21 protein-coding genes are annotated in these 23,676 nt (G+C 67.5%); 12 read left to right on the top strand and 9 right to left on the bottom strand.

All coding sequences use genetic code 11. From position 1 onward, the window contains the following. Positions 1 to 125: 125 nt before the first annotated feature. Positions 126 to 1,049, bottom strand: coding sequence for a LysR substrate-binding domain-containing protein (locus ACIPKM_RS09570; RefSeq protein WP_402736643.1), 924 nt, complete (start codon positions 1,047 to 1,049; stop codon positions 126 to 128). A gap of 174 nt (positions 1,050 to 1,223) precedes the next feature. Between ACIPKM_RS09570 and ACIPKM_RS09565 the strand changes: the two genes are divergently transcribed. Genes ACIPKM_RS09565 through ACIPKM_RS09545 form a run of 5 tightly spaced genes read left to right on the top strand, consistent with a single transcriptional unit; the run spans position 1,224 to position 7,929 of the window. Then, positions 1,224 to 2,654, top strand: a complete 1,431-nt coding sequence (locus tag ACIPKM_RS09565) for a cytosine permease (protein WP_309887461.1) — start codon at positions 1,224 to 1,226, stop codon at positions 2,652 to 2,654. Continuing rightward, a complete protein-coding gene (locus ACIPKM_RS09560; RefSeq protein WP_309887463.1) occupies positions 2,651 to 4,162 on the top strand; it encodes an aldehyde dehydrogenase in 1,512 nt (503 codons plus the stop codon). The genes ACIPKM_RS09565 and ACIPKM_RS09560 overlap by 4 nt, the downstream gene beginning before the upstream one ends. Then, entirely contained in the window at positions 4,144 to 5,682 is a 1,539-nt protein-coding gene (locus tag ACIPKM_RS09555) for an APC family permease (RefSeq protein ID WP_309887465.1), read from the top strand. Before ACIPKM_RS09560 ends, ACIPKM_RS09555 begins: the two co-directional genes overlap by 19 nt. Then, positions 5,679 to 7,283 carry a GMC family oxidoreductase N-terminal domain-containing protein gene (locus ACIPKM_RS09550; RefSeq protein WP_309887467.1) on the top strand — a complete coding sequence of 535 codons (1,605 nt, stop codon included), beginning with the start codon at positions 5,679 to 5,681 and terminating at the stop codon, positions 7,281 to 7,283. The genes ACIPKM_RS09555 and ACIPKM_RS09550 overlap by 4 nt, the downstream gene beginning before the upstream one ends. Before the next feature lie 25 nt (positions 7,284 to 7,308). Then, positions 7,309 to 7,929: a TetR/AcrR family transcriptional regulator gene (locus tag ACIPKM_RS09545; RefSeq protein ID WP_402736684.1), complete on the top strand. Its 621-nt coding sequence runs from the start codon at positions 7,309 to 7,311 to the stop codon at positions 7,927 to 7,929. Positions 7,930 to 8,131: 202 nt separating this feature from the next. On the opposite strand, the gene ACIPKM_RS09540 is transcribed toward ACIPKM_RS09545, so the two are convergent. From ACIPKM_RS09540 to ACIPKM_RS09520, 5 genes are read right to left on the bottom strand one after another with little or no spacing between them, the layout of a single operon-like run. Next, complete coding sequence (locus ACIPKM_RS09540; protein ID WP_309887469.1) at positions 8,132 to 8,506, bottom strand: VOC family protein; 375 nt, start codon at positions 8,504 to 8,506, stop codon at positions 8,132 to 8,134. Positions 8,507 to 8,549: 43 nt separating this feature from the next. After that, positions 8,550 to 9,821 carry an alpha/beta hydrolase gene (locus ACIPKM_RS09535; RefSeq protein ID WP_309887471.1) on the bottom strand — a complete coding sequence of 424 codons (1,272 nt, stop codon included), beginning with the start codon at positions 9,819 to 9,821 and terminating at the stop codon, positions 8,550 to 8,552. Further along, entirely contained in the window at positions 9,818 to 10,777 is a 960-nt protein-coding gene (locus tag ACIPKM_RS09530; RefSeq protein ID WP_309887473.1) for an alpha/beta hydrolase, read from the bottom strand. Before ACIPKM_RS09530 ends, ACIPKM_RS09535 begins: the two co-directional genes overlap by 4 nt. Positions 10,778 to 10,811: 34 nt before the next feature. Further along, entirely contained in the window at positions 10,812 to 11,963 is a 1,152-nt protein-coding gene (locus tag ACIPKM_RS09525) for a serine hydrolase domain-containing protein (protein WP_309887475.1), read from the bottom strand. Beyond that, a complete protein-coding gene (locus ACIPKM_RS09520) occupies positions 11,950 to 12,612 on the bottom strand; it encodes a TetR/AcrR family transcriptional regulator (RefSeq protein WP_309887477.1) in 663 nt (220 codons plus the stop codon). Before ACIPKM_RS09520 ends, ACIPKM_RS09525 begins: the two co-directional genes overlap by 14 nt. 147 nt (positions 12,613 to 12,759) lie before the next feature. Between ACIPKM_RS09520 and ACIPKM_RS09515 the strand changes: the two genes are divergently transcribed. The 4 genes from ACIPKM_RS09515 (at position 12,760) to ACIPKM_RS09500 (ending at position 17,835) form a co-directional block, all read left to right on the top strand. Further along, complete coding sequence (locus ACIPKM_RS09515; RefSeq protein ID WP_402736642.1) at positions 12,760 to 14,682, top strand: cellulase family glycosylhydrolase; 1,923 nt, start codon at positions 12,760 to 12,762, stop codon at positions 14,680 to 14,682. Between the two features lie 62 nt (positions 14,683 to 14,744). Next, the gene (locus tag ACIPKM_RS09510) at positions 14,745 to 16,061 is read left to right on the top strand and encodes an extracellular solute-binding protein (protein WP_309887481.1); all 1,317 of its coding nucleotides are present in this window, start codon (positions 14,745 to 14,747) and stop codon (positions 16,059 to 16,061) included. Further along, a complete protein-coding gene (locus tag ACIPKM_RS09505) occupies positions 16,046 to 16,972 on the top strand; it encodes a sugar ABC transporter permease (protein WP_309887483.1) in 927 nt (308 codons plus the stop codon). Before ACIPKM_RS09510 ends, ACIPKM_RS09505 begins: the two co-directional genes overlap by 16 nt. Further along, positions 16,972 to 17,835 (top strand): carbohydrate ABC transporter permease, encoded by an 864-nt coding sequence (locus ACIPKM_RS09500; protein ID WP_309887486.1) that lies wholly within the window; start codon positions 16,972 to 16,974, stop codon positions 17,833 to 17,835. Before ACIPKM_RS09505 ends, ACIPKM_RS09500 begins: the two co-directional genes overlap by 1 nt. A 171-nt stretch (positions 17,836 to 18,006) precedes the next feature. Here the strand turns inward: ACIPKM_RS09500 and ACIPKM_RS09495 are convergent, their stop codons facing one another. Next, entirely contained in the window at positions 18,007 to 19,026 is a 1,020-nt protein-coding gene (locus tag ACIPKM_RS09495) for an acetyltransferase (protein ID WP_309887488.1), read from the bottom strand. A 207-nt stretch (positions 19,027 to 19,233) separates the two neighbouring features. After that, positions 19,234 to 20,631, bottom strand: a complete 1,398-nt coding sequence (locus tag ACIPKM_RS09490; RefSeq protein ID WP_309887490.1) for a CoA transferase — start codon at positions 20,629 to 20,631, stop codon at positions 19,234 to 19,236. A 66-nt stretch (positions 20,632 to 20,697) separates the two neighbouring features. On the opposite strand from ACIPKM_RS09490, the gene ACIPKM_RS09485 reads away from it, so the two are divergent. After that, positions 20,698 to 21,393, top strand: a complete 696-nt coding sequence (locus tag ACIPKM_RS09485) for a helix-turn-helix domain-containing protein (protein WP_402736641.1) — start codon at positions 20,698 to 20,700, stop codon at positions 21,391 to 21,393. Positions 21,394 to 21,647: 254 nt separating this feature from the next. Further along, positions 21,648 to 22,058 carry a VOC family protein gene (locus ACIPKM_RS09480; RefSeq protein WP_402736640.1) on the top strand — a complete coding sequence of 137 codons (411 nt, stop codon included), beginning with the start codon at positions 21,648 to 21,650 and terminating at the stop codon, positions 22,056 to 22,058. A gap of 80 nt (positions 22,059 to 22,138) precedes the next feature. Here the strand turns inward: ACIPKM_RS09480 and ACIPKM_RS09475 are convergent, their stop codons facing one another. Further along, positions 22,139 to 22,876 (bottom strand): SDR family NAD(P)-dependent oxidoreductase, encoded by a 738-nt coding sequence (locus tag ACIPKM_RS09475; protein WP_402736639.1) that lies wholly within the window; start codon positions 22,874 to 22,876, stop codon positions 22,139 to 22,141. A 58-nt stretch (positions 22,877 to 22,934) separates the two neighbouring features. Here ACIPKM_RS09475 and ACIPKM_RS09470 point away from each other — a divergent pair, with 58 nt between their 5' ends. After that, positions 22,935 to 23,387: a MarR family winged helix-turn-helix transcriptional regulator gene (locus ACIPKM_RS09470; RefSeq protein ID WP_309887495.1), complete on the top strand. Its 453-nt coding sequence runs from the start codon at positions 22,935 to 22,937 to the stop codon at positions 23,385 to 23,387. Positions 23,388 to 23,676: the final 289 nt, after the last annotated feature.

Here is a 23,676-nt window from a genome sequence, read left to right as displayed (position 1 = left end):
ACTCGGAACTGGTTCGTTCCGTTGCGGATCAGCGTGACCGTCATCCGATGAATCGGTCAAATCGAAGAAGGTCATTGACTGCATCAGCAAACACGATGATGATCTTCCGTGAAACACAACCGAAATCAATGGGTGGCGAGCGCCTCCGTCACGACCTCTGCCGCGACCTCCGAGAACGCCCGAGCGCGTGCGGTCGTCCGCGTCGCACGCATGGCGGCCAGGACGACCGAGAGCGACGGGATGTCGTCGGCGATAGGCCGAGCGACCACCCGGGCGCCGTCGTAGGTCTGATCGTGGCGCGGATGCTGATTGAGGATCGAGAACCCGTGGCCGTGTGCGACGAAGGCCCGGACGGTTTCGTAGCTCATCGACCGGTGTCGGATCTGGGGCTGCAGCCCGACGGAGGCCAGGATGCCGATGAAGTAGTCACGGCTCTGTGGCAGGTCGAGCAGGATCATTGGGTCACGGGACAGCTCACGCAGGAAGACCTGCGGCTTGGCGGCGAGGGGGTGGTCTGCCGCGAGCAGCACGTGGGGCGGGACGTCACGCAGCACGGTCGTGCGGATGTCCGGGCCCATCGGGAAGTCGTAGCCGATCACGAGCTCGACGCGGCCGGACCGGAGCGCGTCGCGAGCGCCTTCCGCATCGACCTCGTCGACCTCGATCTCGAGGTACGGGTGGGACTCGCGGACGCGCGTCACGATCGCAGGCAGCACGAACGGAGCGAGGGTGACGAAACACCCGATCCGGATCGAGCCGCGGACCTGGTTGTCGATGCCGCGTGCTGTGTCCAGCGCCTCCTCGAGGTTCAGGATGAGCGCGCGGGCATCGCCCAGGAGCTGCTGTCCAGCTGCGGTGAGCGCCAGACCTCGGGCGCGTTGCCGAATGAATAGCTGTGCTCCGATCTGCGCCTCGAGGTGCGCGATCGCCGCGGAGATCGCCGACTGTGCAACGAGCAGCTGCTGTGCTGCGCCGGTCATCGAGAGGCAGTTGGCAGCCTCGACGAAGTACCGCAGCTGCATCAGGGTGACGTCAGGTTTCCGGCCCATCCGAAGGACCTCCGTTTCGCGTGTGTTACGAACTTGTGTCGGGATGATCTCCCTTGCGACTGCATCTCCCTTGGTGATGCCTTGCATCATCTAACGTCATTCGCGAGATGCGGTCCAGTCACGTGATGCTTCTCCCCACGGTGATTCGGTCACCGTTTATCCGAGGAGGCCCGCATGGCTACTGAACTCCGCACCGACGCGCTCGGCGTCGAGTCGCACACGATCGACTACATCCCCGAGACGGAGCGTCACGGGAAGGCCCGCAACTTGTTCACGATCTGGTTCGGCGGCCAGATTATGATGCTGACGATCGCGACCGGCCTGCTCGCCACCGTCGTCTACGGGCTTCCGGTCTGGGCGGCGCTCCTGGCGATGGCCGTCGGCAACGTGCTCGGCGGAGTGGTCATGGCGCTGCACGCCGCGCAGGGGCCGCAGATGGGCGTGCCGCAGATGCTCCAGACGCGAGCGCAGTTCGGGTCGTTCGGCAGCCTCCTCGTCGTGGTCATCGTCGTCGGCATGTACGTGGCGTTCTTTTCGTCGAACATCGTGCTCGGCGGGCAGGCGCTGAACTCTCTTGTTCATATCGGCGGCGGCATCTCCACCGTCGTCATCGGACTGGTCAGTGTGGCTGGGGCGATCTTCGGGTATCGGCTGCTGCACGTGTTCGGGACCGTGATGAGCTTCGTCGCAGGTGGCGCGCTCCTGCTCGTCTTCGTTTGGATGTTCGCTGTCCAGGGTCTGCCCGCGGGGACGTTCACCGGCGGCTCCGTGACGCCGGCCGGGTTCATGGCGACGGTCTCGCTGGCCGCGCTGTGGCAGATCGCCTACGCGCCGTACGTCTCCGACTATTCGCGCTACATGCCGAAGGAGACGGGCACCCGCGCGGCGTTCTGGGCGACCTTCTCGGGTGCTGTCGCCGGGTCCTTCCTCGCGATGGCTCTCGGTGCCATCGTGGGCGCCGCGATGCCGAAGCTCGACACGGCTGCCGGCCTGACGGCTCTGACTTCGGGGATCAGCGGGATCGCGATCCTGGTGTTTGGCGTCGGCATCAGCATCAGCAACTCCATGAACCTGTACTGCGGCAGCCTCTCCGTCATCACGATCGGCCAAACGTTGTTTCCTCGGTGGCACCCACGTGCCGGAGCCCGCGCGGTGATCGCGCTGGTGCTCTTCGGGATCGCTCTGGTGCTCGGCCTCGCGTTCGCGGACAACTTCCTCGTCAACCTCAGCAACTTCATGGTGCTGCTGCTGTGCGTTCTCATCCCGTGGACCGCGGTGAACCTGGTCGACTACTACCTGCTCCGCCACGGTGAGTACGACATCGCCTCACTGTTCCGCAGGGACGGTGGCGTCTACGGCCGGGTCAACGTCAACGCGGTCGTCTGCTACCTCGTCGGCATCGCCGTCCAGATCCCCTTCGTCGCCACCGCGTTCTACACGGGACCGGTCGCGACCGCACTCCACGGCGTCGACATCTCCTGGATCGTCGGACTCGCCGTCATCTGCCCGCTCTACTACCTCCTGATGCGGCGGAGCGCGGCGAGGCACCCCGTCCCCGCTGCTGAAGGCACCGTGATCCCGAGGACCGTGGAGGTCGCTGAATGACCACCGTGGCGCTACCCGCACGCGACGACGTACAGTACTGGACAACGGCGGCTGCGGCGCTGCGGATCAGGCGGGATGCCTGGATCGACGGTCGAGCCGTTGCAAGTGTCGACGGGCAGCGCCGGGACACCATGAACCCGGCGACCGGCGCAGTCCTCGCCGAGGTGGCGGAGTGCGGGGCGGCGGACATCGACCTCGCCGTCCGAGCCGCCCGCCGCTCCTTCGAGGACGGACGGTGGTCCCGACGCGCACCGCGGGAACGGCAAGCGACGCTCAGACGGCTCGCCGACCTGATCCTCGAGCACACCGACGAGCTGGCACTCCTCGACACGGTAGACGCCGGGAAAACCATCGCTGACACCACCGCTATCGACGTCCCGGGGACCGCCGCCATCCTGCGCTGGTACGCAGACCTCGTCGACAAAGTCCCGGACGAGGTCGCTCCGACCGGCGAAGGTGAACTCGCCCTGGTGCGGCGAGAACCGCTCGGTGTCGTTGCCGCCGTGGTCCCGTGGAACTACCCGCTCGAGATGGCGATGTGGAAGCTCGCACCCGCCCTGGCATCCGGCAACTCCGTGGTGCTGAAGCCGGCCGAGGAGTCGCCGCTCTCGGTGCTGCGGCTCGCCGAGCTCGCTACCGAGGCTGGCCTGCCAGATGGCGTGCTCAACGTCGTTCCGGGAGCCGGCCCGGTGGCAGGGCGCGCACTCGGGGTGCACCCCGACGTCGACGTCGTGGCCTTCACCGGCTCAACGCCGGTCGGCAAGCTGTTCCTGCAGTACGCGGGGCAGTCAAACCTCAAGCAGGTATGGCCGGAGTGCGGCGGCAAGAGCGCCAACCTGGTCTTCGCCGACACCGCCGACCTCGATGCCGCGGCCGACGGCGTCATCGCCGGCATCTTCACCAACCAGGGGCAGGTCTGCTCCGCCAACTCCCGACTGCTCGTCGAGCGCAGCATCCACGACGACCTCCTCGCGCGCGTCGTCACGAGGGCATCGACCATCGCCGTCGGCGATCCGCTCGACCCGGCCACCAGCATGGGGCCGCTCGTCAGCCGCCGTCAGGCGGAGCGTGTTCGCGCCTACATCGAGACCGGCAGGGGAGAGGCGACGCTCGTGCACGGCGACGGGATCGTCGCCGGAGCAACCAGTGACGCGTTCGTCGCGCCGACGATCTTCTCGGACGTCGCACCGGGCGCCGTCATCGCCACCGAGGAGATCTTCGGGCCCGTGCTCGCGGTGATGCCGTTCGACAACGAGGACGAGGCGATCGCCCTGGCCAACGACTCCGTGTACGGACTCGCCGCGTCCGTCTGGTCCGACCGGCTCTCGCGGGTCCACCGCATCGCACCACGGCTGCGGGCCGGCACGGTCTCGGTGAACACGGTGGACGCCATCGACGTCGGTGTGCCGTTCGGTGGCTTCGGTCAGTCCGGCTTCGGGCGCGACCTGTCCGCGCACGCACTCGACAAGTTCACCGCACTCAAGACGACGTGGATCAAGCACAGCTGATGGGCAGCCCGGGATCGACCCAGATGCTCGAGCACGGTGCGCTCCGCAGGACGCTCGGACGGGCGGACATCGTCCTGCTCGCCGTCGGAGCCATCATCAGCATCGACACGATCGCGCAGATCGCCGCGTCCGGCGGAGCCGAGGCGTTCACCTGGACGCTGGTCATCGTCGTCACGTTCCTGCTGCCCTACGGGATGGTGACCGCCGAGCTGGGGAGCGCTTTCCCAGGAGAAGGGGGCCCGTACCTATGGGTCCGGATGGCCTTCGGCCGGTTCGCCGGCGCGATCACGTCGATGCTCTACTGGGTCACGAACCCGATCTGGATGGGTGGCTCCCTCGCGTTCATCGCCGCCGAGACGTGGAACGGGTACGTCACACGGTCGGCAGCAGGAAGCGCCGGCGACCTGGTGTTCAAGATCTGCTTCATCTGGATAGCGATCGGCATCGCGGTGATCAGTCTGCAGCGTGGGAAGGTCGTCATCGCAATCGGTGCGATCGCCAAGCTCGCACTCGTCGTCCTCGTGGTCGTCACCGTCGCCGCGTACGCCGCGCAACACGGCCTGCACGGCGCCGCCGCCGGAGCGTTCGCGCCGACGCTCGGCGGCTTCCTCGCCGTCACCCCGATCGTCCTGTTCGCCGTGGTCGGCTTCGAGGCGCCCAACGGCGCCGGGGGTGAGATGCGCGATCCGCAGCGCGACGTCCCCCGCGCCGTCGCGGCCTCGGGCGCCATCGCTGCGCTCGCGTACCTCGTCCCTGTCTTCGCCATCCTCACGGTCCTGCCGAGCGCCAAGATCGAGGGCGCGTCCGGCTTCCTGGACGCCGCCAGCCTGGTATTCGACGTCTACGGACCCGCGGCCCCGGCGCTCCGGGTCATCGCCGCACTCGTGTTCGTGTTCGTCGTCCTCACCCAGGCCAGCGCCTGGATGGTCGCGTCCGACCGCGTACAGGCGGCGGCCGCGGCCGAGCGGGCGTTCTTCCGGTACTTCGGTCGCTTCTCCGACCGGCTCGGCACGCCCGTTCGGATGAACGTCCTCTCGGGCATCGTCTCGACCGCCTTCTGCATCGCGGCGACGCTGCTCCTGCACGGCAGCACGAGTGCGGTGTTCACCGTCGTGCTGACCGTCGCGGTGTCAACCTTGCTCGTGTCATACCTGGTGATCTTCCCCGCCGCCGTGGCGCTCCGCCTGAAGTTCCCGTCGGTCGAGCGCCCGTTCCGAGTCCCGGGCGGCGCGGCGGGCCTGGTCACCTGCACCGTCGTCATCTTCTTGTGGGTGCTCCTCGGATCGTGGGTCGCCGTCTTCCCGGGCACGCTCGAGACCGTGTTCGGCATCCACTACGACTTCCTTGACACCTGGGGCGTCGATCGGACGACCTTCGAACTGTTCACGATCGGGACCCTCGTCGCCGTGTGCCTGCTCGCTGTTGTCGGCTACCTCGCAGAGCGACGCCGCCGGCCGACGCTCTCCCCGCAGCCGACGCCGATCGACGCAGCCGAGACCACCCGGACGGACGACCGATGACCGACGACGCAGACCTGTTCGACTACCTGGTGGTCGGCGGGGGCACCGCCGGCGGCGTCGTCGCGGCCCGCCTGTCCGAAGACCCGGCAGTGACCGTCGGGGTTCTCGAGTGGGGACCCGACGACCGAGGCGAGGACCGCGCTCGGTACCTGCGCCGCTGGGCGGAGATGGTCGAGAGCGAGTACGACCTCGACTACCGCAGCACGCCGCAGGAACGAGGGAACTCACGCATCCGGCAGACCCGGACACGACTGCTCGGCGGCTGCTCCACGACGAACACGATGATCTCCTGGCGGCCCCTCCGCGCGGACCTCGACGAGTGGGTCGCTGCCGGCGCGGCAGGATGGGACGCCGACACCGTCCAGCCGTACTTCGACCGGCTCGCCGTCCCAATCCACCCCGTCGCGCCCGAGGACCGCAATCCCTTCGTCGCCGACGTCGTCGCCGCGGCCGCGGCAGCACTCGGCCTGCCCGTGCAAGACCGCTGGAACGACGGACGCACCGACGTGGATGCCCGAGGGACCGGCTTCTTCGAGCTCGGCTACGACCCTGCGACCAACGTTCGCGGCTCCACGTCAATCGCGTACCTGCACCCGGTGCTGGACGTGCGGCAGAACCTCCACGTCATCACCGGGGTCCGAGCCACCCGGGTCCTGTTCGACGACGGTCGCGCCGTGGGCGTCGAGTACCGCGATGAGGCCGGGACGCTGCGCACCGCACGCGCCCGACGGGAGATCGTGCTCGCATGCGGCGCAATCGACACACCGCGCCTCCTGCTCCTCTCCGGCATCGGCCCCCGCCGAGTCCTCGACGACGCCGGAGTGCCAGTCGTAGTGGAACTCCCGGGCGTCGGCGAGAACCTGCAGGACCACGCCGAGGGGCTCGTCGTGTGGGAGGCGACCCAGGTCCCGCCCTCGGTGAGCGCGAGCGGATGGGACGCCGGCGCGATGCTGCGACTGCACGAGGGCGGTCCGCAGCGTCCCGACGTAATGATGCACTTCCCCGTGCAGCCCGTCGTCGACCATCCACGGGCCCTGGGCGTCGAGTTCCCCGAGGCCATCGTCGCGATCGCACCGAACGTGGCGAAGCCGCACAGCCGAGGACGGGTAACGATTTCCTCGGCGGACATCGACGAAGCACCCGTCATCGACTACCGGTACTTCACCGACGACGACGGCCACGACGAACGGATGCTCATCGCCGGCGTCAGGGCCGCGCGTGCGATCGCCGAGCAAGAGCCCTTCCGCCGCTGGATCGCGCGCGAGGTCTTCCCCGGTGCTGAGGTGCAGTCCGACGAAGAGCTCAGCGCCGTTCAGCGGGCGAACCACCAAACCGTGTACCACGTCAGCGGTACCTGCCGGATCGGCGCACCCTCGGATCCGCTCGCCGTGGTCGACCCGGAACTCCGCGTGCGGGGCATCGAAGGACTGCGCATTGCCGATGCGTCGGTCTTTCCGACAGTGCCGTCGGTGAACCCGGTCGTTACTGTTCTCATGGTCGGGGAGCGAGCCGCGGACCTGATCCGTCTCGACTCGAAGTCGCATCTCGCGATGCACGACGCCGCAGACCCCGAGCGGGCTCGGTCCGCGGCGGACGTGTGACAGCCGTCATCGCAGTCGATCAGTCATTGGGCGAGCCGATATCGTCCAGGCGACGGCGCGGCTGATCCGGGAGCGCGGGGCCGACGCGGTCTCGCTCCGTGACGTCGCGCAGCAGGTGGAGACCGGCGCAGCGTCGCTCTACGCGTACTTCGCGAACCGCGACGTCCTCCTCGAGCACGTGCTGGACGAGGTTTACGGCGAGGTCGTCCTCGTCGACGCCGTCGACGAGGACTGGCGGAGCGCGCTCGCGGCCACGATCGTCAACACCATCGAGGCCCTCGCCGACCATCCGGGGCTCGGCGCGGTGGCGCTCGGCTCGATCCCGACCCTGCCCGGAGCGCTCCGCCTCGCCGACCACGAGCTCGCACTCATGGGCCGCGGTGGCGTCCCGGAGTCACGGGCTGCCCTCGCGATCGACCTGATCTCGCAGTTCGTGGCCGCGACCGCCACCGAACGGACACTCCGCGGTGCGCCCGGCGACGTGCAGGACCGGGACAGCGTCGAACAGGCCTACCGCTCGATGGACCCCGAGCGCTTCCCCCGCGTGGCGCACGCCGCCCGCGCACTCGTCGGTCCCTCTGAGCACGACCGGCGCGACTTCGCGATCGGGGTCATCATCGCCGGCCTCGGGTCGTCGCCCGGCTGAGCTGCCCCTGGTTGTCGGCAGTCAGCTGCGGTTCGCATACTCGCCCCAGCCACTTGGTCGCTTAGACGAAGGGGAATGTATGGGAACTCGACAAACTGACATAAGCGCACGCTATCGGCGCCGGTACGAGGATGGCTGGACAAGCAGCGTGGTCGCCGACGACGTGGTTCTGCGCTGTGTTGTGATCGGCGGCACCCTCAAATCATTGATACGTCGAGAGCTCGAGGAGGTTTTGGTCGGGGTCTCGGATGTAGACGCTGGTCATTGGCCCGAGTGCACCGGAGCGCTCGGTGGGGCCTTCTTCGATTGGGATCCCGGCACTGGTGATGGCCGCGCGGATGGACTCGGGGCCGTCGTCGACGATGAAGCAGAGGTCTCCGCTGCCGGGCGTGGGGTGCTCGGCGGACGGCTGGAACGAGTGTCCGTGTTGGTGCAGGTTGATTTTGCTCTGCCCGAACCGCAGCGCGTGCCGGTCGTCCGTGACGACATGCTCGAAGCCAAGCCGTTCGTAGAACGCCACCGAGGAGTTGATGGACTCGACGGTGAGGACGAGATGGTCGAGGTGGTCGATCTTCATGATTCGGTCCTAAGATTCGATGAGTGCGGGTGTGCCGGTTGCTTCAGGTGTCGTGGTGTCGGAGCCAGTCGAGGGCGAGCTGACGGCTCGCGGCTGCTGCGGCAGTGAGGGTTCCATTCGCATCGCCAGCGCCGTGTTCCAATCCTGGGTACTCGACGTACTGGTAAGTGATGTGGTGTTCGGCAAGGATGTGGGCGAAGGAGCGTGCTCGGTCGGCGAAGACGAGGTGGTCCCGCCCGCCCTGGTAGATCAGTGTCGGCGGTGAATGGGCGCTGATGTGGGTGGCTGAGTCCGTGAAGCGGTACCGTTCAGGGTACTGGGCGGGCGTACCGCCGACGTACCACTGCTCAACGAGGCGGCCGATCGCGCTGCGGTTCCCGATGCCGCTGAGGTCGACTGCCGGGTAGCCCGCTATCACTGCCCGCACTGTGGGGATCGCGGCGTCCGATGGGTCGCAGCTTGAGGTGAGGGTCTGGTTCGCGGACATGTATGCGGCGTTGACAGCGAGATTCCCGCCAGAGGACAGACCCAGTGTTGCGATCCTGCTCGGGTCAAGCTGTTCCGTGTGGCCTGCCTTGCCGATCCACGCGAGTGAGCAGCCGATGTCCGTGACTTGGGTTCTCCACGGGTGGTAGTGCGAGGAGGCGAGGCGGTAGTCGACGTCGAGGACGGCGTAGCCGTGCTCAGGTAGGAACCCGGTGTACGCATTGGGTCCTCGGGTGCCGGTGGAGAAGCCGCCGCCGTGGATCGAGACCACAACGGGCCAACCTGCATCCGGAGCGGTACCACGGGGAAGGTAGAGGTCGGCTCGGAGTGTGGTGTTCCCGGCCCTGCCGACCGTCACGGTCTGGTCTGGGGAGCTGCTCAGCCCGGTGAAGGGCAGTGTTGGCAGTAGTGCGCTTGACCCGGTGCCGAGTGAGGCGATTGAGATCGCGAGGACCGTCGTCGCTGTGATCGCGCTGAGGGTCCCGGCTGACCCGGTCAGGAGCAGGGCAAGCGGAAGCCGGTGGCGGGGATGCCTCGCCCGTTCAGGTTGGTCACGTCGGCGCTGTGCCACGGGTGTTCGCCAGAGTATGGCGGCGCAGACGACGCCGAGGAGCCCGACGACCATGTTCCAGATTCCGAGCGCATCGCGCAGGGTCCCGAGCAGGATGATCAGGAACTGGGACACGTCCCACTGCAGCAGCGGCATCGTCCACGACACCGGCACGATGGTGAGCAGTTGGGCGAGCAGCGTGTACGCGATCGCGACGGTTGCCGCTGTCGTCAGGGCGTGTCTGGCAAGTGGGGTCACGTGCCGTGCTCTGAACGTCACTGAGGTGCCTCGGGCTGGTGCGCGGCGGTGAGGGCAGTGAGGGCGTGCTGCCGCCATCGGCGCGCGGATTCCATCGCGGCCGTGTAGGCGCCGGAGCCGTGGATGTGCCCGCGGCCGAGGTACCCGGAGGCGGGTACGCCCGATGCTCGGAGGCGGTCGACGAAGCGCGGGGCGTCGTCGCGAAGCGGGTCGAACTCGGCCGACATTGCGTAGGTCTTGGGCAGTCCGGACAGGTCTTCTGCGAGGAGGGGGGAGATGTATGGGTCTGCGGCGGCGCGTGCGGTGTCGGCGAGGTAGAGGGGGCCGAGCATGTGCAGGGTCGGCAAGTCCAGTCCGTAGCCGGTGGCGTTCTCCTGCACGCTGGGACTCCGGAAGGTCAGGTCCAGGGCTGGTACTTCGAGCAGTTGGAACATGACCCGTGGGCCGTCTTCGTCTCGGAGCTTCAGCGTCAGTGCAGCGGCGAGGTTCGCTCCGGCGGAGCCTCCTCCGATGCTGATACGGCTGGGGTCGATGCCGAGTTCTTCGGCGTGGTCGACTGCCCAGAGGAGCGCGTCCTGGGCGTCGTCGAGACCTGTCGGGTACTGGTGTTCCGGTGCTTTGCGGTAGTTCACGGCCATCGTGACGCAGTCGGCGGCCACCGTCCGTTCCCGGCAGAGCGCGTCGACTGGGGCGGTGTGGGCGGAGCCGAAGACGAACCCGCCGCCGTGGAGGTAGAGGTGCAGGGGCCGGGGGCTGTCCGAGAAGGGTTTGTACACCGCGGCCGTTACGGATCCGCCCCTCACAGGGATGACGACCGTTTCGACATTCTGGACCGGCGGTCCGGGCTCGATGACCGGTCCGACCAGTGCGTTGGCGGCGGCGTCATCGGCAGCGCGGAACGCTGGCCAGTCGTCGATGCTCGGCGGGGTCCCGGGGAGCGTCTCGAGGAAGGGGACGAGGAACGGATCGAGCGGCATGGTGGTGGTCCTCAGCAGGTGTGTGGTCAGACGGTCACAGGCAGGAGCGGAGCGCCTCGCAGAGCGATTCCGCACGGCTGTCGGCGTCGCCTCCTGGTCGGTTGGTGACGTAGGCGAAAGACAGACCCGTCCCCGCATGCGCGAACGCGAGTTGTCCGCCGGCGCCGTCGTGGCCGAAGCTGCCTGCGCCTGCCATGCGGCGCGTGAGTGAGTCGATCATGAAGCCGGTGCCCCAGCGCAGTCCCCAGTCGTCGCCAAGGAACGGTGGGCCGCTTGACTGGACCCGCAGGGCATCTCGCACGGTCGCGGGCTGCAACAGTTCGACGCCGTTGAGACCGCCGACCGTGGCTGCGTAGATCTGCGCGAGTTCGTCCGCCGTGGCGACCAAGTTGGCGGCGGGTAGTTCCGCGGCGAGGAAGTCCGGTCGGTTGGCGCTGTCGAACAGGTGCGCACCATCGAACGCGCCGTGCATCCCCATGATCCGGTTCTGCATTGCTACCGCTTCGAGATCGGCCGTTGTGGCAGCGGGACGGTCTGGTGTGCTGCTGGGCGGTGGGACGATCTGGTAGGAGAAGTCGGCGCTCGACGGATCGACGCCGAATGACAGTTGGATGCCGAGCGGTTCGGCGATGTGGTGCTGCAGCCACTCCGCTGGCCTGTGGCCCGTTGCGCGACGGAGGGCTTCGCCGGCGAGCCAACCGAACGTGATGGCGTGATATGCGTGCGCCGTCCCCGGTTCCCATGTCGGCTCCTGCGCAGCAAGCGCGTCCGCGACGGGGGACCACTCCTGGAGCTGCTGCATCGTAATCGGTTCATCGGGGGCGACCAGGCCTGCTCGATGCGCGAGCATCTGCCGGAGTGTGACGGTGCTCTTGCCGTTTGCGGCGAACTCCGGCCAATACTCCGCGACCGGGGTGTCGAGGCTGAGCAGTCCTTGCTCGGCTGCCATGAGCACACAGATCGTCGTGATGCCCTTGCTGACGGAGAACACCACGCTGCGGGTGACCCCGGTGAAGGCAGATCCGTCATCTGTCACCCCGGCGTACAGCTGCACGACGGGTTCCCCATTGCGGTACACGCTCACTGCGGCGCCGGTCTCGGCCCCACGCGCGAAATTCGCACCGAACGCGTCGGCGACGGCGTCGAAGCCCGCTGACACGGACCCGCGCACCTCAGCGCCGGTCATCGGGCGCCTGCGGGTGTTCCGACGCGTCGTCGAAGCTGCCAGCGGGAGCGGTGACCGCGGTTCCTGCCTCGAGACCCGCGATGCGCATGAACTCGCCGAAGATCCGCTGTGCGTCGATGCGTTCGTCGAGGAGCCATTGCAACTGCAATCCGTCCATCACAGCGGCGATCAACACCGCCGCATCGTCCGAGCCGATCCGCGGCGCCCAACCCTCGTCCTCGGCCCGGCGGACCTCGTCCGCAAACTGGTGTCGGATGCGTTCGTACCGAGTCGTGAAGAACTCGTGCGCTGGATGATCCCTCGCCACCGCTTCAGCGGAGAGCGTCGTGAACACCTCCGTGATGGCCGGCTCGCCGAGCGACTGCATCAGCAGGCGAGTCAAGTCACGGACGTACGCCGAGCCGTGCAGCTGCCGCTGTTGGTCCTGGTGCTCCTGATCCCGATGCTCGAGCACCGCGATGAGGAGTTCGTCCTTCGTCGGGAAGTGGTGACGGAGGCCGGCGAAAGTCATGCCTGCTTCTTCGGCGATGCCGCGCATCGATGACCCGCTGTACCCGAACCGAGCAAAGCTGCGCCTCGCCGCCGCGAGGATGTTCTCTCGCTGGGCGGCGGTCTTCGCGTAGGGTCCGCGCCGTTTCCCGTTCGTCACGAGGCGAGCGTACCGCGCTCCCGAACAAAATGCTTGCAGGTGAGCGGTTTTCGTGGTTACTCTTCCGACACCCCGACGACGAAGCGGAAGGACCGGGTGATGCGGACCCAGATCGAGCGCCCGATGCGCGCACACTTCGACCCTCCCGTGGGCGTGAACTTCTGGTCACGCGGCGGCGGCCCGTTCATGTGGCGCGACTTCGACGCGGCGCTTGTCCGAACGGAGCTGGAGGTGATGCGGCGGCACGGTGTCTCGTTCACGCGGTCGTTCTTCTTCTGGCCCGATTTCCACCCGGAGCCCTGGTCGATCGACGAGACGCGGTGTGCTGCCTTCGAGGAGTTCCTCGACTTGCACCAGGCACTGGGGATGACCACGATCCCGACGTTCTTGATCGGCCACATGTCCGGTCAGAACTGGGATCCGGCCTGGCGTGGGGGGCGCGACCTCTACAGCGACGTCTGGATGGTTGGGCGTCAGGCGTGGTTCATCCGCGAGATGGTGGCTCGCTTCCACGATCACCCGGCTGTCAGCGGGTGGCTGATCTCCAACGAGATGCCGCTGTACGGCGGCGGCGGCGGGCTGATGAGTCCCGCCGAACACGTCGACGGCGACGCGATCCGGTCCTGGGCAGAGCTCATGGTGCAAGCCGTCCGTGCGGCAGGTGGTCACCAGCCCGTCTCGTTGGGCGACGGCGCGTGGGGTAAGGAGGTCATGGGAGCGGACAACGGGTTCAGGCTTTCCTGGACCGCGCCGTTGGTCGACTGGATCGGACCGCACGCCTACCACATGAGCGACGACCTGCTCCGGCAGCACTTCATCCCGGCTTTCAATGCCGAGCTCTGCGCGGGGTACGGCAAGCCAGTCGTCCTCGAGGAATTCGGTGTGAGCGACTCGTTCGTCGCCGAGGACCACGCCGCCGACTACTACCGGCAGATCCTGTGGACGACACTCACCGCCGGCGTGACGGGATGGATCGCTTGGAACAACACCGACTTCGCCGCTGTCACACAGGAGCCCTACGACCACCGCCCCTTCGAGCTCTCGTTCGGCCTCACCGATACCACCGGACGAGCCAAGCCGGCGCTGGAGGAGCTCGCCCGGTTCTCGAGGACCGTCGAAGAACGGGGCCTCGCCGCTGCTCACCGCGCCCCAGCGCAGGTCGGGCTGGTCGTCAGCGGCTACTTCACCGAGCACCAGCCGTTCTGGTCCGAGACCGAGAACGACGCAATCCGCGCTGCACTGCTCGAGGCGTACATCGCCTCACGACTTGCAGACGCGCCACCGGCCATGGTCGCTGACGATGCCGCCATCCCGTCGGCGTCCTTGCTGATCGTCCCGTCCGCGAAGGCCATCACCACTCCCGGAACGCGAGCGCTCCTGAACGCAGCCGCCGCGGGGTCCACCGTCTGGGTCAGTCACTGCGTCGGAGAGACGTTGAACCAGCGCGCGTGGTGGTGGCCCGACGCCGACGAGGCGTTCGGCATCTGGAAGCGATCGCGCTACGGCGTCACGGAACCCATCACCGATGACCTCATCGAGATCCGTTTCTGCGCCGACTTCGGCGACATCCAAGAAGGCACCGTGCTGCAGTTCCCCGCCGGAGGTGCCTCGGAGGCGCGAGCGTTCCTGCCCGTCGAGGCTGAGGCGGCCCAGGTCGTGGCGCGGGACGGGCACGGACGTCCCGCGATCCTCGTGCACGAACGCGGCCTCGGACGCACAGTGCTCTCCACGTACCCACTTGAGCTCCTCTGCGCACGCACACCGCACGTCGACCACCGCCCGCTGGCTCAGCTCTACCGAGCGTTGGCCGTGGTTGCAGGCGTGTCAGCGCACGTCAGCACCGATGACCTCGACTCCTTCGCCGACACGCTCCTGACCGACGACGGCGGCGTCCACACAGTCGTCGTCAACACGGCCGGGTCGGACAGTGACACGATCGTCCGCCACGCCGACGGCGACACGGCTGCGGTGCATCTCCCCGCGTTCGCGGCAGTCGTTCTGGACCGCCACGACGATCTCGACCCTGATCGTGCACGCACGTCGATGACCGGGGTCGCCGCCGACGCCTGATCTGTCGACGGTCCCTTTCCGCACCACCTTGCTCACACTCAACGATGAGAAAAGAGAACCCGATGACCATCATCCAGACCAGCCGGACCATTCGACGCAGGAGCGCCGCAGCGGCGGTCCTTGCCGCTGCGGTGGCGATCGCCATGACTGGCTGCTCCACTTCGACGACCGCGGACACGTCCGGTGGGACGACGAAGATCACCACCCTGAGTCTCTACTCCGGTAGCAGCCCGGCCGGGAAGTGGCTCAACGGCCTCAGTGCCGACTTCGAGAAGGCGAACCCTGGCATCGACGTGAGCAACGACTTCGTCGCACAGACCGATCTCCCCACGACGTACGGCAAGTCGATCGTCGCGGGCAACGAGCAGGACATCGTCATGACGAACCTCGTCGGTGATCCGACGACCTGGCTGCAGAACGGTGCCACCGTGGACGTGAAGAAGTACCTGAAGTCCTGGGGCCTCGACGACACGTTCTCGAAGTCCGCGCTGCAGGCGTGGACGAACACGAAGGGGCAACTGCAGGCCTTCCCCCTCGAAGGCTACAACTGGCCGATGTGGTACAACATGGGCCTCCTGAAGAAGGCGGGCATCGACACGCCTCCGTCGACGTGGGACGAGCTGATCTCTGACTCGAAGAAGCTCCGCGACACCGGCGTCCAACCGTTCGCCGTCGGCGCCGCCGACTACCCCGCGCCCGCCGTGATCACCCTCGTGGGCCTCGCGAAGATCGGCGAGAAGCGCTTGACGAAACTGTTCGCGACCGGGGACTGGTCCGATGCTGACGGCCAGAAGGTCATCGACGGCATGCTGCAGCTCCGCGACGCGGGTGTGTTCGATGACGACTCCGCCGGGATGAAGTACCCCGACCAAGTCGCTGCGTTCGGAGCCGGGAAAGCAGCGATGCTCTTCGACGGCTCCTGGGGGTACGGCAACGCCGCGACCTCGTTCGGGAACCTCGACATCCGGCTCGGCGGCTTCCCGCTCCCGAGCGGCAGCCCCGTCGACAAGCCGATCAGCTTCGCCGGCCAGTCCACCGGTGTCTGGATCAGCCCGAACGGCGAGAAGAAGGCCGACGCGGTGAAGAAGTTCGTGCAGTTCATGTACGAGAAGAAGAACCTCACCGCGTTCGCGAACCTCGGGTACGTGTCGCCGGCGAAGACCGGGACCCTCGACCTGGACACGAAGACCCTGCCGAAACTGAACGTCGAGTCGCAGGAAGAACTGCCGAAGGACACGTCCGTCTTCCAGCCCACCTACAACAGCCTTTCACCCACGGTGACCTCGGCGTTCTTCCGCGCGTCGACCCAGGCGTTCGTCAAGGGTGCGACCGCAGCGCAGGTCACGCAGAGCTTGGAGCAGGCATGGCAAGCCAACTGATCGAGTCAGTTGCGCTGCCGAGCACGATCGCTCGACGGCGCCACGTCCGCCGACAGCGGCGCAGTCAGGTCACCGAGGTGACGCCTGCGCTGGCGTGGTACGGGCTGTTCATGGTCCTGCCGCTGCTGGCGATGATCGCGCTGAGCTTCTTCAACTGGAACAGCCTCGTCGCCCAGCCGCACTTCGGCGGCCTGACCAACTACCGGTACCTGTTCCAGGACGAGATCCTCCGAACCGCCATCGTCAACACCGTCCTCTACGTCGGCGTCGGGCTGCTGCTCATCATCCCCGGCGGGTTCCTGCTCGGCTTCTTCCTCAGCCGACGACCACCTGGCCACGCGGTGCTGTCGGTGATCCTCTTCACACCGTGGATCGTGTCAGCGTCCGCGCGGGCGATGATGTTCACCGGCCTGTACCAGCCGTCCGGCGCGATCAACAGCATCCTGGGTGCGGTCGGGCTCGGTGGTCTGCAGCACCTCTGGTTGTCGAACCCGTCGACCGCGCTCTGGTCCGTCATCGCCACGGAAGCATGGGCCGGTATCGGCGCGACCGGTGTCATCTTCTCTGCTGCCCTCGGCCGGATCTCGCCCGAGACGTACGAGGCCGCGCGGCTGGACGGCGCGGGCGTCTGGCGGGAGATGTTCTCCATCGCATACCCGATGACGAAGGACTTCGTGGGACTGATGACGATGTTGCAGTTCCTCTGGCTCTTCCTCGGATCGGCGGGAACCGTCCTGCTGCTCACCAACGGAGGGCCGGGCTCGAGCACGATGACCCTCGCCTTCTACCTGTACGACCAGGCGTTCGTGTCCGGGCGGATCGGCTACAGCCAGGCGATCGGTGTCGTCGGCCTGCTGGTCGGGCTGATCGGCATGGGCGTCATCCGATTCGCCTTCCGGACCAGGGAGTGATGATGCAATCACGTGTCACCCGGGTGAAGCGATCGCTGGGATGGACGGCGGCGTACACCCCCGTCGTTGTCTACGCGATCCTCATCCTGCTGCCCCTCTACTACCTGCTGGTCAGCGCGTTCAAGTCGAACCTCGATATCACCCTGAATCCGCTCGGATTGCCGTCTGCGTTCTCGTTCGAGAAGTTCCTCGACGCGAACCGGTCGGTCGCGCTGCTGGCGTCGTCCGGCAACTCGCTCGGCGTCGCTATCGGTTCGGTCGCCCTCACGATCCTGCTCGCCGCTCCGGCGGCGCACGGGATCGCTCGCCGTGCCGGTGCCTTCTCGACCTTCGCGCAGGTTGCGTTCGGCTTCGCGTTCCTCATTCCGCAGTTCGCCGTGCTCGTGCCGACGTACCTGTTCGCGGTGAAGACGGGGCTGATCCATGCGCCGCTGCTGTTCCTCGTCCTGTTCTACGCGGCGATGAACGTTCCGTTGGCGGTGCTGCTCATGATCCCGTTCTTCCGAGCGGTGCCGAAGGAGATCGAGGAATCGGCGGAACTGGACGGGGCGACGGCGGCTCAACGGATGCGGCACGTCCTATTGCCGATCGTCACCCCGGGGCTGTCCACTGTCGCGATCTTGTGCTTCCTGTCCGCCTGGAACGAGTACATCTTCGCCCAGGTGATCACGACCAACACCTCCTACACGGTGCAGGTCGCGCTGCCGCTCCTCCGCAGCGAAGGGGCGTTCCAAGGCGCCGACGTCGACCTCGGACGGCTCGCCGCCGGAGTCGTGATCAGCGTTGTCCCGGTCTTCGTGTTCTACGCCATCCTTCGGCGACGACTCATCGACGCCTTCGCAGCCGGGGCGGTGAAGGGGTGAACCCGTGCTCGGGTGAGCTCTTACCGCGGTCCGTGCGGTGACCAGACGTCCGCCCTCGACCGGGCGGACGGAGCGGGATCCCTGATTCATCCCGCTCGGGGAGTGGTTCTCCCCGCGGCGGGGCCGCGCGGACGGGACACGCGGCCCCGCCAGCCCCGATGGGGCTCGCGATTACGAGCGCGCTCGGTCGGCGCCTGGCTCACCGAGCTCCAGGTGCAGCACCGGGTACGGGCGCCCGGCCTCGTCGGTCGGACTCCGTCCGACCGTCCGGAAGCCCCGGCGGGTGTAGAAGGAGGCGGCGTCCGGGTTCTGTTCGTTGACGTCGAGGCGGGTGACCCCGTGCTCGCGGACCGCCCGAGCCAGCAGGGCGGATCCGACACCCCTCCCGTGGTGGTCGGGGTCGACGAACAGCATCTCGAGGACGCCGTCGAGCACCCCAGCGAACCCGATCGGCTCGCCGCCGGACTCGGCCACGACGAGCGTCACCGCCGGGAGGTACGCGGTCGCCAGCTGCGCCTCGATCGCATCGCGGTCCTCGTCGGAGAGGAAGTCGTGCGTGGCGTCGACGGCACGCCGCCAGATCGCACCGAGCGCCGGGTACTCCGCTGGGTCGCCCGCTCGGAGGGCGAAGGCGGGCCCACTCCGGTCGTCGAACTCGCCGCGCAGCACCGCCCAGGTATCGAGCGTGGTCCACTCGCCCTTGAACCAGTCCGCCTCGACGGCGCGTCCCTCGTGCCGGAACCCGAGGCGCGAGAAGAGCCGCCCCGCCGCGGCGTTGCGTCCGTCGGTCACGGCGAACACCCGGTGCGCGCCCTGCTGACAGAACAGCCCCTCGACGAGGCGACCCATCGCTTCTGCTCCGGCGCCGACGCCTCGCGACGCCGGCGCGAGGGTCATCCCGACCTCGTACGTGTCCGGCTGGTCCGCGACGGCGTGGACGGCGAGGTCCCCGACGAGCGCGGACGTCGTCCGGTCGCACATGGCGATCTGGAGCCACTCGCCAGACTGCGCACGCACCGTGCTCGGCTGCGATGCGAGGAGTGCATCGGTATCCGCCTCGGACCAGGCCGGCGTCCACGACTGGAACCGTGCGGTGTCGGGGTCGCGACGGTAGGCGGTGAACGACGAGCCGTCGATCGCGCCGAGCGGAGCGAGGGTGAAACGGTCGGTCGTCATCGGGAACTCGAGCACGGCGTGCACGCTACCGGCCGGTGCGGTCGGCGTCGAACCGAATCCGCTAGAACAGGTTCCCGCTGCTGGCGACCTGAAGCGTGCCGACGGCCGCGGCGAGGACCACGAGCACGCCGACCAGTCCGACGAGTTCGCCTCTTCAGGAACGTGATCGGGCTCGCCGCGGTCCACGAATCGACTAGTCGCCCGGGCGGCAGTCCAGGAAGGTCAGTGAGCGTCCGACCACTTCATTGCCGATGATCCCAACGGGGAAGGAACACCGCGCACGAAGTCCCAGGGTGGGGTGATCTGCACGAAACTCGGAAAGGCACTGGTGCGTCCGAACGGTCCGTCGATCTGCACCGTGTCAACGGCGGCGAGCCCAGCGCGAAGGTCGGGTCCGGCCGTGATTTGGTTCGGGTTCGGCCCGAATGACTGGACCCAGGTGCAGACCCGTGCGAGGTCGACGTGCACGTGCCAGGAACCGCCATCGGTCGCCTGCCGGGTCAGCGCGGTCTCGATCCCTGCTGCCAGAAGGAACCCGGCGACGTAGTCATTCAACAGGTACGTCGGCGGAAGAGCGGCACGCTCCCCGCCGCCCTCTTCAAGAGCGAAACCGGTCGCGGAGCAGGCGAGCTGATCGAACCCGCCTCGGTCTGCCCACGGCCCGCGGTCGCCCCAGCCGTGTACGTCGGCGAAGACGAGCCCCGGGTGTCCGGTGGCGAGCTGTGCTGCGTCCAATCCGAATCTGGCGAGGTGGCGGTAGCTGTGGATGACGATGTCCGCACCGGCGAGAACGTCCTCGAACTGCGCCTTGCCCGCTGCTGTTCGAAGGTCGCAGAACGCGTTCCGCTTCCCGACGCCGGTCTCGATGATCATGGCGTTCGGGTCGGCCCGGTCGGGACGCGACACGTGGAGGACGTCTGCACCAAGTTCCGCGAGCAGACGAGCGGCAATTGGCCCGGCGATCACATGCGTGAAGTCGATGACGCGGACACCGGACAGCGGTGGGCCGGACGGCGCGAGCGGCGCACGGTGGACGGGGGAGGCGTCACCGGTGCGTTCGAGGCGCACCAACGGTTCTCTGGCGATCGCGTGTCCTGCGGCCGACGCCGCCCACTCCTCTCGGGACCGCACCATGGTGGCCGTCCCGCCGGCGGCAACGATTGCTTCCTCGAGTGCGAGCGCGTCCCAGCCCTTGGCTGCTGCCGCGATCCGATCAGCTCCCGGCGCACAGTCGAGCACGCGAAGGGCTCGATCGCGCAGGTGCGGGAAGGACAGGAGAATGAAGATCTCGCGGCCGTCACGGCAGGTGTAGAAGTCGCTGTCCCCCAACAGATGCGGGTCCTCCATGGTGGCCGCGGCTGGCACGTCACCTATCCGCGTCGCAAAGACAGCCATGAGCTGCAGCAGCGCATCCTCGGTCCGGACGCGCACAGATCGTGTTGGACCGCCTCGCAGCGCACCGAACCCCGCTGCCGCCGACCCGTGTGCGGCCATCGCTGCCGCCATGCACTCGGCGAGCCGATGTGGGGACGTCGTCTCGGGCTCGGAGCCAGCGATCTCCGCGTTGGAGAGATCGAGGGAAAGAACTTCGGACAGGTACTGAAGCGGCGTGGAGTTCATACGCGAAGCCTCGGGCCACCGATGGTGCAGATCACAGAATTGCCGCATCTGCGGCACCCTGAACACATGAGTCTCCATCGCAGCGTCGACCGGATCGTCGACGTACTCGACATGGTGGCCCGCGCGGACGTCCCGTTGACGGTGAGTGAATTGGCGCGCCGACTGCGCATCCCGAGGTCATCCGTTCATGACATCGCCCTCGGGCTGGTGTCGCGCGGCTGGCTCATCCGCACCGAGCGTGGACTCAGTATCGGGCCGGCTCCTTTGGTTCTCGAACTCCTCGCCGCGCGGCACGTCCAGTGGGCCAGGATCGACGTTGACGCGATCGCGGAACGCTTCAACACTGCAAGTGCGATCGCCGTTCTCCTCGGCCGCCACGTCGTCTACACCGCAAGATCGCAGCGGCCCTTCGACGAGCGCCTCGCTGTCGTTGCTGATCAGTACCTCCCGAGGAACCCGCTCACAACGGCGGCCGGGCGGCTCCTCCTAAGTGCTGCGCCAGAGGACGTGCGTGCAAACGTGCTTCGCGACGCGCGCCCAGCGCATCCGGAGCTCGTCGACGAATACGAACGGGTCCTGCCCACCATCCGGCGGCGACGAACGGCGTGGAGTGACGGCCTCTCACAAGAACCCGTCGCTGCGGTCGCGGTCTTCCCTGACCGAGACGACCGCGAAGCGCTCGTCCTCTTCGGCCGCCGAGGCATCGACACCGCACTCCTGAAGACCGCAGCCCACGAACTGACGAGCAACGGCCCATCATGAAGCCGCGACGCGTCGTTCGCGGATATCGACAGCCCGCGTACGAGCGCCGAACGGCTCGCCCCAGCTGGCGCAGCACGCCCCGAACACGGGCGATTCGCCGACGGAGGTGTTCGTTCGTCACATTCTCGGCACCAGTCACACGCCGATCGTGATCACGAGTTCGAGTCCGATACTGATCTGATGACACCACCGCTCGTCTCGGACGTCGCTCACTCCGGACTCACCGTGACCGACCTGGACGACGCCTTGTCGCTGTGGTGATCCGGGCTCGGTTTCACTGTCGAACGCGTCTTCTCACTCGACGCAGACACGACGGCCGCGACCACCGGCGTCGGAGAGGGGCGACGATCCGCGCAGCTACGGTCACGCTCGGCCACCAACGAGTCGAGCTCCTGCAGTACATCCCGCCCGAGCCGCCGAAGCGAGCGGGCTCCCCGGCGCGCATTGGCACGGCGCACATCGCGCTGACGGTCTCGGACCTCGATCGGGTGCTCGAGTTGTGTGCCATACACGGCTGGCGACCAGTCGGGACGCCACACCGGATGACTAACGGTGCCCGCGCCGGCACGCGCATTATCTATCTCGAGGGTACGCACGGCGGATTCCTCGAACTGATCGCACCCCCTCACCGGACGCCCTCTCGTCAGGAGCCGAGTGCCGGTTGAGACCGCTTACTTTCCGGATGCTTGTCTCGTCGGATGGATCTCGGGATTGCCGGCGACCGGGATCTCGCGCGAGGTCGCGGTCACCATGCGAGCTGCGTGTCGTCCTCGAAGACCGCGCCGGTGGGGCCGTCAGCAGGCAGGGTCGCGAGTCGCACCGCCTCAGCCGCACCCTCATCGGGGGTGCGCGTGCCGCGGAAGCCGTTGAAGTCCGTTGCGACGTGTCCAGGGGCGGCGCCGTTGATCTTCAGCGTGGTGTCCGCGAACTCGCGTGCGTAGTGCACCGTGATGGCGTTGACCGCGGTCTTCGAGCTCGAGTACACCATCGAGGGCTGCCCCACCCAGGCCCCCGCCTCGCCGATCGAGCCGCGCTTGCTCGTCACGTTCACGATCCGAGGCGCCGCTGCGTTCGTCAGCAGCGGCAGGAACGCGGCGATCATCCGCACGACGCCGAAGACGTTGACCTCGTACACGTTCTTGAAGTCGTCGACGGTCTCCTCGCTCGGCTTGGGCAGGTCCTCCAGCGGCCGGAACGTGAGCGTGTTCACGCCGGCGTTGTTCACCAGGACGTCGAGCCGACCGAACTCGTCAGCGACATCCGCGACGAGAACGTCGATCTGGTCCTGATTCGTCACGTCGAGAACGACCGGGCGCACGTCACCGTCGACGGTGGCGGCGGCTGCCTGGCCGACCTCGGCGCTGCGCGCGCCGAGGAGGACCGTGAAACCTTCTCGCGCGAGACCGCGGACGATCGCGATCCCGATGCCCTTGTTCCCGCCGGTGACGAGCGCGACCTTCTGCATCCTGTTTGGCGTTGTCATGTCAACAGCATGCTCGCTCCGTGTTGATGCGTCAACAGAGGGTCGATAGAGTCGCTTCATGACCGCGCCGCTGACCGAGCACGAGCAACGCCTCTGGCATGCGTGGAAGACCGCAGCGGACACCGTCCGGCAGCGGGTGGCCGAGGACATCAAGGCTGGCTGCGGGCTTTCCGATCAAGACTTCGGGATCGTGACCCGACTCGTCGAGCTCGGGGGCGGCGAGCTCCGACAGAACGACCTCAGCGCCTCACTGCAGTGGGATCGCACCCGTCTGTCCCACCAGCTCACGCGGATGGAGAAGCGCGGACTCGTCAGCCGCACCGCGGTCGATGGCGGCGTGCTCGTGCGGATCACGGACGAGGGAGTGCGTCTCGTGCGTGTGGCCCGACCGATCCACGCCGACGCGGTCCGGAAACACCTCCTGCAACGCACCGAGGGCACCGACCAGGCTGCGCTGGTGCGAGTCCTCGAACACCTCGCGCTCGACAGCCCACCAGCGCCATCTCGATAGCCGGTCGCTAATGGGGCACGGGGACGAGGCGTCAATTGCCACAACTTGCCCGTGTGCTAGTTGACCTGGGCATTCCGTATGGCGGTCCCGCAAGAATGCCCGGTGAGGGGTGCCAAACGGTACATGCCCTAGCGCTCCTCGCGGGCCGCGATGAAGAAGAGGGGGGCGGTGGGGCGGCAGGCTCGGGACGACCAAACTGACATAAGAGGCTCGTATCGGCCGGCCAGTAGTAGGAGCGGCCGAACCGCCAGTGTCGTGGCGGTTCGGCCGGTCTGGGTGCTCGGGGGTG

The sequence above is a fragment of the Curtobacterium sp. NPDC086286 genome (genome assembly GCF_044746255.1).
Classification (GTDB): Bacteria; Actinomycetota; Actinomycetes; order Actinomycetales; family Microbacteriaceae; genus Curtobacterium.
This window is presented reverse-complemented; position numbering and strand designations above follow the sequence as displayed.

What these genes read in the sequence shown, in the direction of transcription:
- ACIPKM_RS09570 (WP_402736643.1), bottom strand. Translation starts at nt 1,049, where the DNA reads ATGGGCCGGAAACCTGACGTCACCCTGATGCAGCTGCGGTACTTCGTC.
- ACIPKM_RS09565 (WP_309887461.1), top strand. Translation starts at nt 1,224, where the DNA reads ATGGCTACTGAACTCCGCACCGACGCGCTCGGCGTCGAGTCGCACACG.
- ACIPKM_RS09560 (WP_309887463.1), top strand. Translation starts at nt 2,651, where the DNA reads ATGACCACCGTGGCGCTACCCGCACGCGACGACGTACAGTACTGGACA.
- ACIPKM_RS09550 (WP_309887467.1), top strand. Translation starts at nt 5,679, where the DNA reads ATGACCGACGACGCAGACCTGTTCGACTACCTGGTGGTCGGCGGGGGC.
- ACIPKM_RS09540 (WP_309887469.1), bottom strand. Translation starts at nt 8,506, where the DNA reads ATGAAGATCGACCACCTCGACCATCTCGTCCTCACCGTCGAGTCCATC.
- ACIPKM_RS09530 (WP_309887473.1), bottom strand. Translation starts at nt 10,777, where the DNA reads ATGCCGCTCGATCCGTTCCTCGTCCCCTTCCTCGAGACGCTCCCCGGG.
- ACIPKM_RS09525 (WP_309887475.1), bottom strand. Translation starts at nt 11,963, where the DNA reads ATGACCGGCGCTGAGGTGCGCGGGTCCGTGTCAGCGGGCTTCGACGCC.
- ACIPKM_RS09510 (WP_309887481.1), top strand. Translation starts at nt 14,745, where the DNA reads ATGACCATCATCCAGACCAGCCGGACCATTCGACGCAGGAGCGCCGCA.
- ACIPKM_RS09505 (WP_309887483.1), top strand. Translation starts at nt 16,046, where the DNA reads ATGGCAAGCCAACTGATCGAGTCAGTTGCGCTGCCGAGCACGATCGCT.
- ACIPKM_RS09500 (WP_309887486.1), top strand. Translation starts at nt 16,972, where the DNA reads ATGATGCAATCACGTGTCACCCGGGTGAAGCGATCGCTGGGATGGACG.
- ACIPKM_RS09490 (WP_309887490.1), bottom strand. Translation starts at nt 20,631, where the DNA reads ATGAACTCCACGCCGCTTCAGTACCTGTCCGAAGTTCTTTCCCTCGAT.
- ACIPKM_RS09485 (WP_402736641.1), top strand. Translation starts at nt 20,698, where the DNA reads ATGAGTCTCCATCGCAGCGTCGACCGGATCGTCGACGTACTCGACATG.
- ACIPKM_RS09475 (WP_402736639.1), bottom strand. Translation starts at nt 22,876, where the DNA reads ATGACAACGCCAAACAGGATGCAGAAGGTCGCGCTCGTCACCGGCGGG.
- ACIPKM_RS09470 (WP_309887495.1), top strand. Translation starts at nt 22,935, where the DNA reads ATGACCGCGCCGCTGACCGAGCACGAGCAACGCCTCTGGCATGCGTGG.